General features: G+C 39.9%; 18 protein-coding genes. 4 read left to right on the forward strand and 14 right to left on the reverse strand.

The genetic code is table 11. From position 1 onward, the window contains the following. The 8 genes from M3P19_RS05220 to M3P19_RS05255 are packed head-to-tail and all read right to left on the reverse strand — an operon-like array spanning nucleotide 1 to nucleotide 7898. A complete protein-coding gene (locus M3P19_RS05220) occupies nucleotides 1–1011 on the reverse strand; it encodes an XdhC family protein (protein ID WP_249656576.1) in 1011 nt (336 codons plus the stop codon). Further along, complete coding sequence (locus M3P19_RS05225) at nucleotides 1011–2207, reverse strand: molybdopterin molybdotransferase MoeA (RefSeq protein ID WP_249656577.1); 1197 nt, start codon at nucleotides 2205–2207, stop codon at nucleotides 1011–1013. The genes M3P19_RS05220 and M3P19_RS05225 overlap by 1 nt, the downstream gene beginning before the upstream one ends. Then, entirely contained in the window at nucleotides 2207–3280 is a 1074-nt protein-coding gene (locus M3P19_RS05230) for a HesA/MoeB/ThiF family protein (protein WP_249656578.1), read from the reverse strand. The genes M3P19_RS05225 and M3P19_RS05230 overlap by 1 nt, the downstream gene beginning before the upstream one ends. A gap of 2 nt (nucleotides 3281–3282) precedes the next feature. Beyond that, the gene (locus tag M3P19_RS05235) at nucleotides 3283–3876 is read right to left on the reverse strand and encodes an NTP transferase domain-containing protein (protein ID WP_249656579.1); all 594 of its coding nucleotides are present in this window, start codon (nucleotides 3874–3876) and stop codon (nucleotides 3283–3285) included. Between the two features lie 13 nt (nucleotides 3877–3889). Next, nucleotides 3890–4876, reverse strand: a complete 987-nt coding sequence (moaA, locus tag M3P19_RS05240) for a GTP 3',8-cyclase MoaA (RefSeq protein ID WP_249656580.1) — start codon at nucleotides 4874–4876, stop codon at nucleotides 3890–3892. 44 nt (nucleotides 4877–4920) lie between these two features. After that, complete coding sequence (locus tag M3P19_RS05245) at nucleotides 4921–5175, reverse strand: MoaD/ThiS family protein (protein WP_249656581.1); 255 nt, start codon at nucleotides 5173–5175, stop codon at nucleotides 4921–4923. A 3-nt stretch (nucleotides 5176–5178) separates the two neighbouring features. Beyond that, nucleotides 5179–7407: a xanthine dehydrogenase family protein molybdopterin-binding subunit gene (locus M3P19_RS05250; protein ID WP_249656582.1), complete on the reverse strand. Its 2229-nt coding sequence runs from the start codon at nucleotides 7405–7407 to the stop codon at nucleotides 5179–5181. Nucleotides 7408–7436: 29 nt separating this feature from the next. After that, complete coding sequence (locus tag M3P19_RS05255) at nucleotides 7437–7898, reverse strand: (2Fe-2S)-binding protein (RefSeq protein WP_249656583.1); 462 nt, start codon at nucleotides 7896–7898, stop codon at nucleotides 7437–7439. Between the two features lie 182 nt (nucleotides 7899–8080). Between M3P19_RS05255 and M3P19_RS05260 the strand changes: the two genes are divergently transcribed. After that, nucleotides 8081–9166, forward strand: a complete 1086-nt coding sequence (locus M3P19_RS05260) for a vWA domain-containing protein (protein ID WP_249656584.1) — start codon at nucleotides 8081–8083, stop codon at nucleotides 9164–9166. A 71-nt stretch (nucleotides 9167–9237) separates the two neighbouring features. Next, nucleotides 9238–10167, forward strand: coding sequence for a 3-keto-disaccharide hydrolase (locus tag M3P19_RS05265; RefSeq protein WP_249656585.1), 930 nt, complete (start codon nucleotides 9238–9240; stop codon nucleotides 10165–10167). A gap of 20 nt (nucleotides 10168–10187) precedes the next feature. Here the strand turns inward: M3P19_RS05265 and M3P19_RS05270 are convergent, their stop codons facing one another. Next, the gene (locus M3P19_RS05270) at nucleotides 10188–10787 is read right to left on the reverse strand and encodes a 3-keto-disaccharide hydrolase (RefSeq protein WP_249656586.1); all 600 of its coding nucleotides are present in this window, start codon (nucleotides 10785–10787) and stop codon (nucleotides 10188–10190) included. A gap of 152 nt (nucleotides 10788–10939) precedes the next feature. Here M3P19_RS05270 and M3P19_RS05275 point away from each other — a divergent pair, with 152 nt between their 5' ends. Then, on the forward strand, nucleotides 10940–11107 hold the full coding sequence (locus M3P19_RS05275; RefSeq protein WP_249656587.1) for a hypothetical protein: 168 nt from the start codon (nucleotides 10940–10942) through the stop codon (nucleotides 11105–11107). Here M3P19_RS05275 and M3P19_RS05280 read toward each other — a convergent pair. The 4 genes from M3P19_RS05280 to M3P19_RS05295 are packed head-to-tail and all read right to left on the reverse strand — an operon-like array spanning nucleotide 11104 to nucleotide 14562. Beyond that, nucleotides 11104–12555 carry a M14 family zinc carboxypeptidase gene (locus M3P19_RS05280; RefSeq protein ID WP_249656588.1) on the reverse strand — a complete coding sequence of 484 codons (1452 nt, stop codon included), beginning with the start codon at nucleotides 12553–12555 and terminating at the stop codon, nucleotides 11104–11106. The two genes, M3P19_RS05275 and M3P19_RS05280, sit on opposite strands and share 4 nt — an antisense overlap. Nucleotide 12556: 1 nt before the next feature. Then, on the reverse strand, nucleotides 12557–13225 hold the full coding sequence (locus M3P19_RS05285) for a peptidoglycan recognition protein family protein (protein WP_249656589.1): 669 nt from the start codon (nucleotides 13223–13225) through the stop codon (nucleotides 12557–12559). Next, entirely contained in the window at nucleotides 13222–13650 is a 429-nt protein-coding gene (locus M3P19_RS05290; protein ID WP_249656590.1) for a 3D domain-containing protein, read from the reverse strand. The genes M3P19_RS05285 and M3P19_RS05290 overlap by 4 nt, the downstream gene beginning before the upstream one ends. A gap of 21 nt (nucleotides 13651–13671) precedes the next feature. Beyond that, nucleotides 13672–14562, reverse strand: a complete 891-nt coding sequence (locus tag M3P19_RS05295; RefSeq protein WP_249656591.1) for a pirin family protein — start codon at nucleotides 14560–14562, stop codon at nucleotides 13672–13674. Nucleotides 14563–14612: 50 nt separating this feature from the next. On the opposite strand from M3P19_RS05295, the gene M3P19_RS05300 reads away from it, so the two are divergent. Then, nucleotides 14613–15947 (forward strand): serine hydrolase domain-containing protein, encoded by a 1335-nt coding sequence (locus M3P19_RS05300; protein WP_249656592.1) that lies wholly within the window; start codon nucleotides 14613–14615, stop codon nucleotides 15945–15947. A gap of 233 nt (nucleotides 15948–16180) precedes the next feature. Here the strand turns inward: M3P19_RS05300 and M3P19_RS05305 are convergent, their stop codons facing one another. Then, nucleotides 16181–17023 (reverse strand): 1,4-dihydroxy-2-naphthoyl-CoA synthase, encoded by an 843-nt coding sequence (locus M3P19_RS05305; RefSeq protein ID WP_249656593.1) that lies wholly within the window; start codon nucleotides 17021–17023, stop codon nucleotides 16181–16183. Nucleotides 17024–17064: the final 41 nt, after the last annotated feature.

Genomic DNA, 17064 nt, shown 5'->3' on the forward strand with positions numbered 1-17064 from the left:
TCAAGAATGAATACTACCCATTCGATGTTTTAAAAGGGAGGGCTCCCGTTTTCTAACAACGGCCAATATTTCTGAAATTATGGAATTGGCAATTTCTTCTGGAGTTTCGGCCCCGATATCAACACCAGCAGGACCATGCACCAATTCCAAGAAATCTTCACGTACATCAGGACATCTTTCCATTAACTCATCAAACAACTTTTCCCTTCTGCGATAAGGCCCCAGCAGCCCAAAATAGGCGGCATTTGTATCCTTTAGTTTCAATAGAAACTGTAAATCCTTAACATAACTGTGCGTCATAAGCACCACAGCAGTTTGGGCGTCAAATTCCGGCAGGTACATCTCTGGTTCAACATGGACCATTTTTTGGCTTCCTGGAAAATCCAACTCAGATTTTTCCTCACGCGGATTTACCACTATCGTGACTTCCCATCCCGTTAATGCCGCATATTTACATAATTGAACTGCATCATGTTCCGCCCCAATGATTATGAGTTGAAAACAGGGTTGCATTACTTGGCTGAATTCCAGTTGCGTTTCCTCCAAAATTGAACTATTGGAGTTCACTGCAAAGGAATTGCCGTCAAATTGGAAAATAGTCCTAAATCCATTGCCTGTTGCAGGTTCTTTAAGATAAGTTGATGTAATTTCGAAGGATTTCCGTTGTGCTATGGTCTTCCAAAACGCCTTGCAAAAGGCTTCTGTAGGTTTGAATTCTTCCAGTAAAATGTACAATATGCCTTCGCATCCCAGTCGGTATCGACCATCGTAAATCATAATCTTGGAGATCCCTGTTTCGAAAACACTGTTCGCCTGTCTGAAAACTTCTTTTTCCACGCAACCTCCACTTACTGCGCCAACCATTTTACCGTCATCAAATAACAGCATTCTAACACCAGGTCTTCTATAAGAAGACCCGTCCAAGTCTACAACTGTTGCTAATACAGCTTTTCGACCTTCCTTATGTCTGTTCTCAAATTGTTGGACAATATATTTTAACTCGTGCGTCATTAAATGATTCTTCTTGTTGGAATGAAAATTACCGAATTACCTTCGTCTAACCGCTCACCTGGAGCCAACCGAACAAAGCCATCGGATTTGGTCAATGCCAATAAATCTCCAGAACCAGTAGTATTGATTCTATTGGCGGTTGGCACACTGTTTGTCAATTTCACTTTAACGCCTATAAATACAGTGAGGTCAGTGGTGTTTTCCATTGATTCGCCTAAATGTACATTATATTGCTCTTGGTGTACTCCCAAAGTTTTGTTAAGCCACGGAACAAAATACATATGATAGCTGACAAAGGTGGATACCGGATTTCCAGGGAATGAGAAAATCATGGAATTAGAAGCTTTATAACGGCCAAACCAAAAAGGTTTGCCCGGTCGCTGCCTTACCTTATGAAAGATTTTCTCCACGCCTAATGCATTGAATGTTTCAGGCAAGTAATCAAATTTTCCTTTTGACACTCCACCGCTTAAAAGAAGCACATCGTATTCCAGCAGCAATCCCTGGATTTTCTTTTGAAGTGCTACAGGTTCATCCAATAAATGGTAAAGTCCAAGGTCAATCTGTTGATTTTGAAGCAAAGCCCTAAGGGTTATACTATTTGATTTCCGGATTTGGTGTGGTTCTGGGGTCTCATCTACATCCACAAGCTCATTTCCTGTAGAGATTACAGCGACTCTCGGGAGCTTTTTAACCTTGATTTTTGATTTACCCACAGAAGCCATTATCCCAATTTCCGCAGCAGTAATAAGTGTGCCTGCATGTAACAATATTTCTCCTGCTGCAATATCACTTGCCTTATAATGAATATTCTGCCCTTTTTTCACCGGCATATTCAACTCAAAGCTAGTTGGGCTTTCCTTTAAGTGTTCGTACATGACCACGGTATCCGCATTTTTGGGTACTATGGCGCCTGTCATGATCTCTATACAAGTTTGTTCGTCTATGAGTTCTAGTTGTGGGCTTCCAGCAGGAGCCATACCGGCAATTAGCAAAGTTTGATGTCCGGATTTTATGCCGGTATACTTTAGCGCTATTCCGTCTTTGGTCGCTCGGTCAAATGGCGGAAAATCCCTGTCCGCAAGAATATCCTCATCCAAAATACGGTTGTTACTCTCCTCCAGCGTAACCTCTTCTGTCCCATAATCCAATGTGTGATTTAGGACTTTTTCAATTGCTTCTTCGTATGGAATCATTAAGATTGTGTGATTAAGGAAGTCATTTTATTCATACCACCGACCACGGAATAAAATGAAATTTGCGGATACTTCTTCTGCAATTGCGCTACTGCCTTGGCACTTCGCTTCCCTGATTGGCAAATAACATATACTACTTTGTTTTGTTCATCTAAGTTAATTTCAGTCTTCAGGTCTTTTAAGGGGTAGTTGCGAGCTTCCGCTAAATGATGGTTTGCAAATTCTTTTGTGGTGCGTACATCTATCAAACAAATGGCTTGATCGCTGTTTCGTTTTGCTTGGTAAGCCTGAGCGCTAATTTCTGGCACCAATAAACATTCCATGCTTTCGTAGCTGCCTTGCAATTCTTTAATATTGAGATTATTGGGATTAAGCTTGAATTTAATTTTAGTTGAGTTCTGACTTAATCCATCGAACAGTAACAGTTTGCCTGACAATGGTTCGCCGATACCTGTCATTGCTTTTACAACTTCCAGTGCTTGTAATGTGCCAATAATACCTGGAACAACTCCGAGCACGCCATTTTCGTTACAATCTGGCACCTCTTCAGCATTGGGCATAGTTGGATAAAGACAGCGGTAGGTTGGCCCATTTTGGTAATTAAATAGACTTACATGTCCTTCAAAAGCATGTAAAGCGCCATAGACAAAGGGTTTGTTTAAAATTACACAGGCATCGTTTATCAGATAGCGTGTAGGGAAATTATCGGTAGCATCAACAACGATATCATAGTTGGAAATGATTTCCAGGGCATTGTCCCTCGTCAAAAAGGTGTCATATAAATTGAGTTGGGTATTGGAATTCTGTTGATTCAATTTTTCTTCAGCAACGCTAATTTTTGACTTACCCAAATCCTTTTCGGAATACAAAACCTGCCGTTGTAAATTATGGAGTTCAACTTTATCGTGATCTACCAAACCCAATACGCCAACGCCCATCGCGTTTAAGTATTGAACTACCGGTATTCCTAATCCTCCCAGGCCAACCACCAAAACCTTGCTTGCGGCAAGTGCTGCTTGACCGCCTGGGCCAAATTGACTTAATCTTGTTTGTCTGTCATACCTTAAATCCATGATTATTGGATTTTAGATTTAGCAAATTGATAATCTTCTAAGGAATTGGCATTATAAAGCAGCTCGTCGCGTTCAGGTGTTACCAACTTAATATCCGAATTAATTAGAAATTTTCTAGGACAAGTACTTTCTGCACTTGAGAGATGCTCAATTGCTTTTTGCAGTCCCTTAGGCTCCCATATTGTGATCAAAGGCTCTGGAAGTCCGCTTTGGTTTGTTGCAAAAGAAGTTGCTAGCTGTCTTGCGTTTCTACTTTTTACCAAAGTTTTTATGCTTTGTAGGTCTAATAAGGGTAAATCACATGCCAAAACAAGCCATGCGACTTCTGGGTGCATTTTATGCGCACTCAATATGCCGTTAAAAGGCCCTCGATATTCATTATTGTCTACAACTACTTTAAAATCGTTTAAAATCGATTGATTTTGATCTTCACGTAGACTTAGAAATGCCTGATCACATACTTTATCCAATAATTCATAAAGAAATTCTTGTTGCGGTTTTCCATGATAATTGAGCAATCCTTTGTCTGTGCCCATTCGTGTACTTTTGCCACCGGCAAGAACCAACCCATATAATTTTGGCACTTCGTTCTGCATGTCAGCTACTTTTTTAACCCCCGATAGAGGTCATGGAATTATCGAAGACAGTGGTGGAATGTTCCTTTTGGGCCTCAAAACCTGTTTTTGCACGAGAACCAATGACTTTCAAAAGTGCGTTTTCCACATCCACCTTGGCGTTGGATTCACGAACAATATCCCTGAGATTTATTTTTGGCTTACCATAAAGACAGGTTATCACATCTCCTGTGGCCGTTATCCTTAAACGGTTGCAACTACCGCAAAATGTTCTGCTGAAAGAAGGGATTATACCAAATGTCCCTGTATGGCCTTTAATTTTGTAATTAACTGATGTTGAAGTCTCTGGGGATTCTAATTTAATGTATTCCGTGAAGGTTTGTGTTATGTGTTCAAGAATTGCCTTATGGTGCCATTTAATTCCTGAAAAATTCTTGGACCCACCATTAAATGGCATTTCTTCCAAAAAGCGGATAGAAACATTATGGTGTTTCATAACATCCAAAATTGGAATCATGTCTTGTTCATTCTGACCTTCCAATACTATAAAATTGATACGAACATTGAAACCCTCAGTGATCAAACGTATGAGGTTGTTATGCACCGTGTCAAATTGTTTTCTTCTTGTGATTCGCTCAAAAGTCTCACGATTAATGGAATCCAAGCTGACATTGATATTTTTTATCCCCAGTTGCTTAAGTTCATCAATATAAGGACCAATCAAAGTTGCATTGGTTGTAACTGAAATATCCTTTAAATCTGGCATTTTAGCTAATGCCCGGAGCAGCACCATCAAGTCTTTTCGAACAAATGGTTCGCCGCCTGTAATTCGGATTTTATCAATCCCCTGCCCCACTACAATTTCACTTATTCGTATAAGCTCATCAATAGTCAGCAGTTTATCGTTTTTGACAAAATCAATTCCTTCAGAGGGCATGCAATAATTACACCTTAGATTGCAGCGATCTGTGACCGCTAATCTTAAATAATTGATTTTTCGATTGTGATTGTCAATCAGCATATTCTATTCCTTCAACATAGTTGCAAAATACGAGAAAATACCCATTAACCCCCACTAACTGGGGGTATCAGGGCTATTTCATCAAAAGCATTTATTAATTGGTCATCCTCCGCATAAGCATTATTAACTGCTACCGCCAAAGAAGAGAGTTTATTGAGTTCTGGGTAAGTGTCTCCCAAGCACTTTTTCAACTCACTGACCGTTTTTGGAATTGTTCTATTTGTTATACTCGAAGTTGGAACAGACAAAGTAGAACTACCTACGATATCTTTGGTTATTCCAAATAACAATATTGTCATAAATTATCCTATAACCTCTTTTTCAGGAACCTTCAATAGTTCCGGATTCTTCATTAATGGTTGTTGATAGTATCGATTACCCGTTGCCGCGCTGAAGGCATTGGCAATGGCACCACCTGCTGGTGGTAATGTAGGCTCACCTAATCCTGTTGGTGATAATTCATTTTGAATGAAATGTGTTTCTACCTCAGGCACTTCTTTCATACGAATCAATCGATATCTGTCAAAATTCTGAGCATGGCCTTGACCACCTTCAAAAGCAAAGTCACCGTACATAGTATGTCCAACACCATCTATTACACCGCCTTCAGCCTGATTTTCGGCTCCGCTAGGATTCACCACGATACCACAATCCACAACACAAGTTATTTTCTTTACTACGGGATCACCGTCTACGATTTCAACATCCGCAACTTGTGCCACATGGGAATTGTGACAATAATAATTTACAAAGCCTTGGTAAACCGAACTAGGTTTGGTTCCCCAACCCGATTTATCAACAGCTACTTTGATGACTTCTTTCATTCGTTCTGGTGAATATTGGATACGTTCATCTGCAGCTGCGTCTACTTTATCCAACAAATCCAATCGAAGTTGGATTTTATCGACTTCCATCAATTCCGCTAATTCATCAAAAAAACTTTGCTCGGCAGAGGCTAAGAAATTGGTGTATGGCGCTCTCCATGCACCGGTAGTAACATTACTATCGTGTGCACCAGAATCAACTTGATAATTGTCAATGGCTCCCGCAGGAAAGAAATTCGGTATCAAACCGTACATACCATCGTTGATGGCCGCTTCTTTCAAATGATAGGCTGTAATCTGTCCATCCTTGATACCTGCTTTGATTCGATATTTTATTGCAGGACGATAGATGCCAATGCCCATATCGTCTTCTCTTGTGAATACCACTTTTACAGGTTTGTTGATGGTCGCTGCAAGTTCAGCGGCTTCAATTACGAAATCGCCGTAGAGACGTCTACCAAATCCACCACCCATGCGTGTCATTTCCAAAAGGATATCTTTTTCTTCCCTATCCAACATATTTGCAACCAATCCTGCTTTCCAAGCCGGTGTCTGAATCGGCCCGACTAAATGAACTTTTTCATCGGTTACATTGGCATAGAAATTCATAGGTTCCATGCAGTTATGTGGTAGGAAAGGGGATTCGTATGTCCTTTCCAAAATTTCATCAGCTTCAGCGAAGGCTTTATTTACATCGCCATCCGACCGCATGGTGTTGAAATTGTTACCGTCCAAAATTTTGTTCAGTTCCTTGTCATGATCCGCTGTACTTTCAATTGTGGTATCATCTTCCCAAACAGTTTCAATGGCTTCTTTGGCTTTAAATGCTTGCCAAGTAGATTCTGCAATTACCGCAATCTTATCACTGGAGGAAATCTTACTACCAAAACTTGGATCCTTTTCTAAAAGCGCTCTAACCTTCTCTCCAATTTTGACAATGTCAATCACGCCAGACATCGTTCTTGCTTTGGAATCGTCATAGGACACCAACTTTTTCCCAAAAGCGGGAGGTCTGACCAGTGCAGCATAGACCATACCATCTGCTTTGTAATCCAAACCAAACAATGGCTTTCCAGTTGTTATTTTATCAATATCGACATTAACCTTACTCTGCCCCATGATTTTATAGTCCTTCGGGTCTTTTAAGGCTACATCTTCCGGGACTTCGAGCTGTGTCGCTTCGTTTACCACATCGCCATAACCCAAGGTTTCTCCGGCAGCATTTGTGATTACACCTTCACTTACGGTACATTCAGAGGCATCTACACCCCATCTTGCTGCTGCAGCATTGACCAACATTTGCTTGGCCGTAGCCCCAGTTTGGCGCAAAGCATCCCATCCAAACCGGATGGACTGACTCCCTCCTGCTACCTGTCGCTGATAATTTTCTGTATCCAAGATGCCTTGTTCAACGTACACATCCTGCCATGCAACGTCTAGCTCTTCTGCGATGATCATTGGCATTGACGTCTTAACTCCTTGGCCAATCTCCGGATTTGGAGAGAAAATGGTTACCGCACCGTTGTCCGCTATTTTTATAAACGCATTGAAATCATTGTAGTTCAATTGCGAAAGATCTACCGGTGGTTCTGCTTTGGGCTTGCAGGCTTGAAATAGGTTGAAGCCAATGAGCATTCCACCTCCAGCTAACGACGATGTGCGCATAAACGCCCTCCTGCTAAATGTTATATTTGTTTTTGATGACATTTCTTTTGTTTTAGTGATGATAAGAAGGGTTAATCCATATTTTCAGCTGCAGTGAGTACAGCCTTTTTAATACGGGTGTAGGATGCACAACGACAAATATTTCCGTGCATCGCATTTTTCACTTCCTCTTCTGTAGGATTCGGATTGTTTTCCAAGAAAGCCGAGGCCGTCATTATTTGCCCAGCTTGGCAGTAACCACACTGAGGTACATCCACTTCATTCCAAGCTTGTTGAACAGGATGCGAACCATCTTCAGAAAGTCCTTCAATTGTAGTAATGGATTTACCATCAACTTGAGCCAGGGTAAGTGAGCAACTTCTCATGGCCGTACCGTCTACATGAATGGTACAAGCACCACATTGGCCTATTCCACATCCATATTTGGTGCCCACAAGGTCCAAGTGGTCCCTTAACACCCACAATACTGGAGTGTCTTCAGATACATCGACTGTTTGAGACGCCCCATTTACTTTAATTTGATACGTTGGCATAGTTTATTAGTAATTGATTGATATTAGCGAGTTTCCTGTTGAAGTTACCAAAATTTGATCGGACTGACCCTTTTTTAACAAGGGTCAGTTGTTTTTAACTTTTCTTTAATGGTTCTAAGGATTCCATGAATACTATTCAATTGATTTGAGCGTTTTGCAAAAAGAACCACAATCTTTAGAAAATGAAAAATGTATTCAACCTCCTTTTTATATCGGCTTTATTTTTATTGGTATCCTGCGGTAACGCGGATGATGATGTGAGCTTTGATATTAATCAACGAGAACTGGGCCAAGGGGAAGAGCCAGACAACTGTCTTGGTTTTGAGGATAATGACCTTTTACTTTCCATTCAGGATCAATTTACGACTCTACCCGGCAAAGTTTCCATTCTTTTCAAGGTTTCCGATTTACTAGGGAATCCAATTTCAGGATTGACGGCGAGTCAATTCACGATTTATGAACAAGGACGGAATGACGATTGTTTCAACACTATTTCAGCTTCAGAATCCTTAGCGCGAATCTCTTCAAATTCTCAAGTATTCAATAACAATACGATATTGATCTTGGACCTTAGTAACAGTGTTTTGGAGAATAGTTTGGATGAGTTGAAATCCGCCACTGCAAGTTTTATCGATAACGTCATGCCCAATCCAGAAAACCCCTCTTTTAAGATGGCGATTTATTGGTTTGACGGGGAAGATGAATTGCACCTGCTAAACGAGCTTAGCTCTTCTTCCACGGAATTAATTGCGGCAGTGGAAGGCATTACTTCTGATATTAGTAACGACCCGTCTACGGATTTATATGGTGCAGTTATAAAAGCAACTGACATCGCAGAAGATTTAATAAATGCAAGTAATCAGGAAAATATCATTGGCGCATCTTCGGTAGTGCTATTTACGGATGGTACAGATCAGGCTTCAAGATATACGGAAGATGCTGCTTTAAATGCAGTAGAAAATGCCAACAGGAATGTATCGTTTTTCACTATTGGCCTTGGTGCTGAAATTGACGCAGATGTATTGAACAGCATTGGAACCACTTCCAGCGTATTTGCTGGAAACAAAGAACAATTAGAATCCACATTCAATCAAATTTCCCAACGCGTATCAGAGCAAGCTAACAGTTTTTACTTGTTTGAATATTGCACTCCAAAGCGTGATGGAAGCGGTACCAATAATTTAGTAATTCAACTTACACACGATGGGCTCCAAGGTGCTGTTCAAACAGAATTCAGTGCTAATGGATTTACTGGAGGATGCGAGTAACGACTTCAATTTCCTATAATTTTCGATTATTAGTTAACTTGCGTGTTTCATTAACACCAGCTTTATAACATATGAAGACTTTTTCTTTTGCCCTTGTTACCATATTCCTTTTAATCAATACCCAGTTGCATGCCCAAAAATCCAATCCATTGGAAGGTAGATGGGATTTAGAGGTAGAATTCAAGGGGAAAACGGTTCCATCTTGGCTGGAAATCCGTAAGTCTGGACATGCTACATTATTTGGCCGCTATGTCTCCTATAATGGTAGCGCAAGACCCATAGCTGAAGTGAAATTGACAGCTAATGGTTTTGAATTTAGTATTCCAAGACAATGGGAACCTGAGGGTCAACATATGATCATAAAAGGGATGCTCGATCAAGATATTTTAAAAGGAACCATGACCTACACCGATGGTTCTGTCCATTCTTGGGTAGGTTCAAAATCTCCTGAATTGGACCATGTAAGTAATCCTACTTGGGATACACCGATTGATTTGTTCAATGGGTCAGATTTAAAGGGTTGGCATATGGATGGTGAGAACCAGTGGCTGGTGGAAAATGGAATATTAACTAGTCCGAAATCGGGAGCAAATTTGATTTCCGATGCTAAATTCATGGATTTTAAATTGGAGACTACCTTTAGATACCCTGAAGGAAGCAATAGCGGCATTTATTTAAGGGGACGCTACGAAGTCCAAATTGCTGACAATGCTGGATTGACACCATCTGATATTTATTTTGGGGGGATTTATGGATTTATAGAACCCAATGAAAATGCTGCTGGACAACCAGGTGAGTGGCAAACGTATGAAATCACATTAATTGGAAGAAGAGTGACCATAATTGCGAATGGTAAGCCAATAATCACTGATCAGACCATTCCTGGGATTACGGGTGGGGCGTTGGACAGTAAAGAAGGAACTCCTGGACCATTAATGATCCAAGGAGACCATGGACCAATTGAGTTCAAAAAACTGGTCTTGACACCACTCAAAAAATAAGGTTATTGTATTTGTGGAGGTTAATCCAAGGATTTAATCTGGATATTTCTCCATTTTACCTTGATTCCGCCACCATCATGGATTTGTAGCGCAATAGCTCCTTCACCTTTTCCAATCTTTTCGTCTTCGATATGGACCATCTCAACCCCATTTAGCCAAGAGGTAACTTTGTTGCCGTTAGCCACAATTTTTAAGGTATTCCACTCCCCCATCTTTAGTGCCTTTTCTTTTTCGGGAGCAGGTTTAATTAGCCATCCACGTCCATAAGACTCATATATGCCACCTGTGTGTTTATTAGGGGGAGCAACTTCAACCTGCCATCCGGAAACTTTAGTGCCTTCAAAGGTAGATCGTATAAATACTCCACTATTCCCATCATTCTCTTGTTTGAATTCCAAAGTCAATTCAAAATTCTTATAGAATTTTTCGGTGCTTAAATATCCATATTCCGCTTTTGGACCACTTTCACAAATCAACAATCCATCTTCAACGTACCATTTTTCTTCCCCGTGATTCACCCAACCATCTAAATCCTTTCCATTGAACAGTGCCTCAGTAGACTGGGCGTGCATTGTAGCTATTGATAATAAGAGTAGACAAATTGTAAAAAGATGTTTCATTTTAATGGGTTTTGAGGGATTGAAGTTAGTAAAACCAATACCTCCAAAGCTTTGAAAGTAGGGTTTTTAGACCAACAGTTGTTCTAGTTATACGGACAACAACTAATTACATCCCAATAACTAAAAAATGTGTTTAACTCAAACTAAACCCCATGGATGTAGTAAAAGAAATTATCAGAAATAGTGCAATTGGACCATTTTCAAGAAGGTTTCAAGGAATGGTACTGTCTTTATTTGGATCAATCGTTTGTACTTTGTTCATTATGTTGGTCTTGTTATTGATCAACGGCACCACAATGAACATACAATTTGGATATTAACGATAAATCAAAGCATTCCCAAAGTTTTGTCTTTCTAAGGGTTGGGAAAGATCTAAAAGAAATCCATTAATTACCGCATGAGTCAGTTTACCTTCCTTTTCAAGGAAGAATGTCGGATTTTGACCAACAGCCAGTTTAAAATCCGGTAATTGATAACCTGATTTGATTTTATGCAATGGTTCTTCGGTAAACGCTTTATTTCCAGTTTGCTTGGATACAATAAAAGCAACACCTTGTTCCAATGCTGTTTTCACTCCCCCGATTTTTTTAAGTTCTCCTTGGAAAATATTTGGTGGCACTATTTTATATCCAGAGGCATCAAAGGTTTCATAGCCGTAATGGGTAGATAAATCACCTTGGTCTACAATTATACTCTTGTTGTAGAAATCATCATGCGCATTTACATCAATTTCCTGTCTATAAATTCCAAGATCCAAGACATAATCATTGCCCATTAATTCATAAGTGACGTTTTTGATTTTCAAATCAAACAATTTACGGTCATTCCTTGGGATTTTTTCATATGCTTCAATGCGAATATTGTTATAACTTCCATTGGCAATAGTGTATAATGCGGATAAAATGGATACGTAATTCAATTTTCGTATTTCCTGTTTTTCAAGATCATTCCTATACCCGCCGGATTCGATTAGAATCAAGCTTGTACCCCACTTCGCTATATTATCCCCAAATGCACGTGGTTCAAATTCATCACTGTACCGACCAACTTGGCCCGGCGCGTATTTTTGGATTATGTTATTCATGTAAACAATGACTTTCATAGCATTGGCACGAACCTCATTGATGTCTTTTTCGTAATTATAAGCCGTAGCCAAATATGAAATGGTTGCTGGTTTATCGGTCAAATAAGCATTGTAATAGGTACTTTGATCATGTAGATTAAACCCAAAATCGGCATTTAAGCTATCGCGTATTCGTTTCAATGTTCGTCCTTCAGGTGATTGTAGGCGTAATGCGTCTCGATTAATATCAATACCTAAGGCGTTTCTTCGTTGATAGACTTCCGCGCCATCTGGATTCAACATAGGTAGAAAATACAGTTTGAGCTTGGATAGAATCTCTTCCTTTTCTGATTTGAACTCAGGAGCATCAAAAAAATTGAGAATATCAAAAATAGCCTGTGTCGCTGTGGGCTCGTCACCATGCATTTGGGACCACAAAAAGATATTCTGTTCACCTGTACCAATGCTAACCAAGGTCAAATCACGACCTTCAATTGATGTTCCTACTTTTTGGACCTCAAATTTTGGGTTTACATCAAAATTCTTGAGGAGTGGTTGTAACTGCGCATATTTTATTCTCCTCTTGTCCAGTGAAACTTCTTTATAACTTTCATAGGTGTCATAAAGATTGTTGGTGAATGTCTCCTGTGCTAGGCCTCCAAAGAGAATGAAACCAAAAACTGATGTGAGTAGTATTTTCTGCATTCTAGGATTTTGAGGGTAAAGATTTAAAGTTATTTTTTTTGGTCGCTTTGCGAACTTTTTCCATGAATTCTTCACCAGGATCGGTCTTGGTGGTTCTATATCCGTCATCCACTTCCAGCCATAATGGATGTCCCTCAAACTGGATATATTCATGATGTCCGATTACATATTCTATTTTGTATTTAGATGCCAAATAATCCACTAGGTAAATATTTGCCTTTAATTGTGCTCTGGTCAACGGCAAATTTTCCGTACCTCCTACATTTTCAATACCAATTGCACAATGATTAAGTCCGATAACATGTCTCGCCATTGTAGTTTCATCCATCAACCTATATATGGCCCCATCTTGATCTACCAAAAAATGAGCGGACACATTGAGTCCACTTACCCCCTTGATATCTGGTCGCCAATCTGGCAAAGTAGGATTTTCAAATGCCTCAAAGGATTTTTGTAAATCGGGTATGGCCGTCCAATGAAGCACAATCATTTTGGGTGTTATTTCAATACTTTCCTGATTCAGATTGTAACGTTCTGATAAGTATTCCAGTGTCAGTGTGGTACGTTGTTCATTAAACACAATTGGCCTTTCCACAATTTCTTTTTTAATGGCACAGGAACCAATAATCGAAATTAGGCTAATGAGAACAAGACATTTTCTACTATTCATGGATTATTGTTTTGTTTGGGTTTCACGGGAATTGCATAACAAATTTGTAATTTTTTTCGCCCCCAGTCCCTAGCTTTCTGCACATCATTGCCCATATATATGTCAATTTTGTTTCGCCATCTTCTATGCATTTTATCTTTCACATAAAATGTGTCTGGAAAAGTATCAATGCGTACCATGGTGTTATGTGTTAATCCGAGTTTAAGTAAATCCCTGGACACAGCAATGGTTTTCATTCCAGGTTTCAAAGTGTCTCCCCATGCCGCAATGTTTGGATGATCAATTTTAGTTTGCCAAGTTACTGAGTTGTAAGCCGTGGCCGTAACTTCCAATCCAAACCATTCATGACTTGCCATTTTAGGCGGTTCCTGTGATGTTGTACAGGAAATTAAAAGAATGAATATCATCAATCCAAGTCGCTTCAAATTTGGCAGTTCTAAATTGAGTTACTTTTTACGAAACCCATGATTTGGTAAAGGCACATATGTTGTATCGCTTGCCATCATAGGGAAGGTCCTATTCAGCCAAGCTTCTTTGGCTTTTTCAATCGTTTCCTTTTCCGAGGCTACAAAATTCCAATAAATGTGGCGCTCTTCAGGGAATGCCTCTCCACCAAACAATAATAGGTGTGAATTGGCATGCACCGTAATATTGCAGGTATCCTCAACTTTGCTCACTAGGATATTTCCCTTTTCTATGGTTTGATCACAAGCAGTTATACTCCCTTTATCAATACAAATCCCAATTTCCCCTTTTAGATGTCCATTTACACTAAGATTGTAATCCTCGGAGGTTTTTATTTCGACCATAAATAAAGGGGAATATGTTGGGACAGGCGATTTTCTATTATAGCCTTCCCCTGCAACCAAGGTAAAAACGGCCCCATCGTCCCCCCATCTTGGTAAATCATCTTTTGGAATATGATGAAAGACAGGTTCCATATGCTCTAATTCCTTTGGCAATGCCACCCAGATTTGATAGCCTTGTGCTTTGAACGTTTTTCCGTTTCGCAAATGCTCAGGAGTACGCTCTGTATGGGAAACACCCTTACCCGCAGTCATCCAGTTCACAGAGCCTGGTTGTATCAATTGCTCCGTTCCTATGCTATCACGGTGCATAATTTCTCCATCAAAAAGATAAGTCAGCGTAGAAAGACCAATATGCGGATGCTGATCTACATCCATATATTTATTGGGACCTAAGGTAATCGGGGCCATATGATCAATAAATATGAAAGGTCCGATCATGCGTTTTTTACGAAAAGGAATCAATCGACCAACAAGAAAATCCCCGATATCCCTGGTTCTTTCTTCTATGATCATTCCGATGTTTGACATGGGCTAAATGTTTATATTTAGTTCCATTAAATTACAACAAATACTTGACCATGAAATTATTTAAACGAATCCTACTATTATTACTTATTGCCATAGGCATTATCGTCTATCTGAATTATCCCAAATTGAACATTATTTCTGGATATGCTGCAAAAAACATGGCATCCGGTGTGTTTGTAGCTGAGCGTTCTGCAGCATCAATTACCCAAAATGACAACAATGTTCCGCTTATTGAATTAGCGGATACAGAAGTTGACCAAACAGAAAAAACTGCAACTTCCAGGGTGTATGGCTTAATGAATAGAACCGCTATTTATCGTGATGGATTGGGAACAGTATTGGTTAACGATGATTACGACTCCGACGCCACTGATTTGCGACCCAAAAGAATCCAGAATACCGATACTATCGCCTATCCTTTTGGACAAGCAGCACCATTGGACACTGTATTACCGGAAATTGACCAAGACCAGTTAGATAAGGCTATGGCTATTGCCTTTGGTAATGCCGATGTTCAAAAAACTCGAACTGCATTGGTTTTGTACAAAGGTCATTTAGTTGCAGAAAAGTATGTTGATGGTTTTGATAAAGACACGCCTATTCTAGGATGGTCTATGACCAAAAGTGTTTTAGCTACCTGTTATAGCGTTCTTGAGCAACAAGGTAAACTGGAAATGGACTGGCCAGCCCCCATAACTTCTTGGGAAAATGATGAAAGAAAAAACATCACCTTAAATCACTTGTTGCGAATGCAAAGTGGGTTGGAGTGGGATGAAGACTATTCTAAAATTTCTGATGTGACCCAAATGCTATTCTTGGATAGCGATATGACTAAGTCGCCAAGAATGAAACCCATGATAGCCAAACCGACTGAGATATGGAATTATTCCTCAGGAACTACGAACCTGTTATCAGGAATTTTACGACAACAATTCCGTTCGCATCAAGAGTATTTGGATTTCCCTTATTCCGCCTTTATTGACAAAATTGGAATGTATTCCATGCTAATGGAAGCAGATATTGCCGGGAATTACGTAGGCTCTTCTTACTCTTGGGCGAGTACGAGGGATTGGGCACGTTTTGGACAATTGTACTTAAATCGTGGCAATTGGAATGGCGAGCAAATTTTTAAACCGGAATGGGTGGATTATATCACAACACCTACCTTGAATTCCGAAGGCCAATATGGGGCACATTTTTGGTTAAACGCAGCCGGTAAATATCCTGATGTACCAAAAGATTTGTTCTCGTGTAACGGCTATCAAGGACAATATGTATTTGTGATTCCCTCCAAGGATTTGGTGGTTGTGCGGACTGGTTTGGCAGAAAATCCAGAATTTGACGTCAATGCATTCTTGTCAGCTGTCGTGAAAAGTGTACCATAAATCGACTAAAACACCATAAAACAGTACCTAACCACAACAATAAGGTACTTCACAACAATAATTTCATTTACGGGAACACTGGTGGTACTTTTACCATGTAATAATTAAGAAAGTAAATTTTTTCATTTTCATATAGTGTTCTCGTAAAAGAGTCTTGACCCAAGTGGCAAGGCTCTTTTTAGTTTTAAGAACATTGCAATTGCCAGCCCGCTCGGACCTATTTTATCACCAATCTAAGGTATCCAATTGTTTTTACCGAAATTGGGTTTGCGCTTTTCCAGAAATGCATTTCTTCCTTCAATGGCTTCATCTGTCATATAAGCCAAACGAGTAGCTTCCCCAGCAAAAACTTGTTGTCCGACCATTCCATCATCAGTTAAGTTCATTGCGAACTTCAACATTTTTATGGATGTAGGTGATTTTTCAAGGACCTCTTGTGCCCATTGATAGGCTGTGGCTTCCAACGCATCATGCGGAATAACCGCATTGACCATGCCCATCTCAAATGCTTCCTGTGCTGAGTAATTTCTACCCAAAAAGAAAATTTCGCGAGCCTTTTTCTGTCCTACCATTTTTGCTAGATAGGCGGAGCCATAACCGCCATCAAAACTTGTTACATCGGCATCTGTTTGTTTGAAAATTGCGTGCTCCTTGCTAGCTAAAGTCATATCACAAACTACATGTAAACTATGCCCACCTCCTACGGCCCAGCCAGGTACCACAGCAATCACTACCTTAGGCATAAAACGTATCAAACGTTGTACTTCTAGAATGTTCAAACGGTGATAGCCATCGTCTCCCACATAACCTTGATGTCCTCTTGCTTTTTGATCACCACCACTACAGAATGCCCATTTACCATCTTTAGTGGATGGACCTTCACCAGATAATAGAATCACACCAATTGAGGTATCCTCTTGTGCGTCGTAAAATGCTCGATAGAGCTCACTTGTGGTTTTTGGTCTAAATGCATTCCGGACATTAGGCCGATTGAAAGCGATACGAGCAACGCCATCACATTTTTTATAGGTAATATCTTCAAATTCGATGGCGGTTTCCCAGTTTGGTGTTTTCATAAATACGATTCTATTGGATGCAAAATAAAGGAATTTTAGTG

Source organism: Flagellimonas spongiicola (genome assembly GCF_023502425.1).
Lineage (GTDB): Bacteria > Bacteroidota > Bacteroidia > Flavobacteriales > Flavobacteriaceae > Flagellimonas > Flagellimonas spongiicola.

What these genes read in the sequence shown, in the direction of transcription:
- M3P19_RS05220 (WP_249656576.1), bottom strand. Translation starts at nt 1,011, where the DNA reads ATGACGCACGAGTTAAAATATATTGTCCAACAATTTGAGAACAGACAT.
- M3P19_RS05225 (WP_249656577.1), bottom strand. Translation starts at nt 2,207, where the DNA reads ATGATTCCATACGAAGAAGCAATTGAAAAAGTCCTAAATCACACATTG.
- M3P19_RS05230 (WP_249656578.1), bottom strand. Translation starts at nt 3,280, where the DNA reads ATGGATTTAAGGTATGACAGACAAACAAGATTAAGTCAATTTGGCCCA.
- M3P19_RS05235 (WP_249656579.1), bottom strand. Translation starts at nt 3,876, where the DNA reads ATGCAGAACGAAGTGCCAAAATTATATGGGTTGGTTCTTGCCGGTGGC.
- moaA (WP_249656580.1), bottom strand. Translation starts at nt 4,876, where the DNA reads ATGCTGATTGACAATCACAATCGAAAAATCAATTATTTAAGATTAGCG.
- M3P19_RS05245 (WP_249656581.1), bottom strand. Translation starts at nt 5,175, where the DNA reads ATGACAATATTGTTATTTGGAATAACCAAAGATATCGTAGGTAGTTCT.
- M3P19_RS05250 (WP_249656582.1), bottom strand. Translation starts at nt 7,407, where the DNA reads ATGTCATCAAAAACAAATATAACATTTAGCAGGAGGGCGTTTATGCGC.
- M3P19_RS05255 (WP_249656583.1), bottom strand. Translation starts at nt 7,898, where the DNA reads ATGCCAACGTATCAAATTAAAGTAAATGGGGCGTCTCAAACAGTCGAT.
- M3P19_RS05260 (WP_249656584.1), top strand. Translation starts at nt 8,081, where the DNA reads ATGAAAAATGTATTCAACCTCCTTTTTATATCGGCTTTATTTTTATTG.
- M3P19_RS05265 (WP_249656585.1), top strand. Translation starts at nt 9,238, where the DNA reads ATGAAGACTTTTTCTTTTGCCCTTGTTACCATATTCCTTTTAATCAAT.
- M3P19_RS05270 (WP_249656586.1), bottom strand. Translation starts at nt 10,787, where the DNA reads ATGAAACATCTTTTTACAATTTGTCTACTCTTATTATCAATAGCTACA.
- M3P19_RS05275 (WP_249656587.1), top strand. Translation starts at nt 10,940, where the DNA reads ATGGATGTAGTAAAAGAAATTATCAGAAATAGTGCAATTGGACCATTT.
- M3P19_RS05280 (WP_249656588.1), bottom strand. Translation starts at nt 12,555, where the DNA reads ATGCAGAAAATACTACTCACATCAGTTTTTGGTTTCATTCTCTTTGGA.
- M3P19_RS05285 (WP_249656589.1), bottom strand. Translation starts at nt 13,225, where the DNA reads ATGAATAGTAGAAAATGTCTTGTTCTCATTAGCCTAATTTCGATTATT.
- M3P19_RS05295 (WP_249656591.1), bottom strand. Translation starts at nt 14,562, where the DNA reads ATGTCAAACATCGGAATGATCATAGAAGAAAGAACCAGGGATATCGGG.
- M3P19_RS05300 (WP_249656592.1), top strand. Translation starts at nt 14,613, where the DNA reads ATGAAATTATTTAAACGAATCCTACTATTATTACTTATTGCCATAGGC.
- M3P19_RS05305 (WP_249656593.1), bottom strand. Translation starts at nt 17,023, where the DNA reads ATGAAAACACCAAACTGGGAAACCGCCATCGAATTTGAAGATATTACC.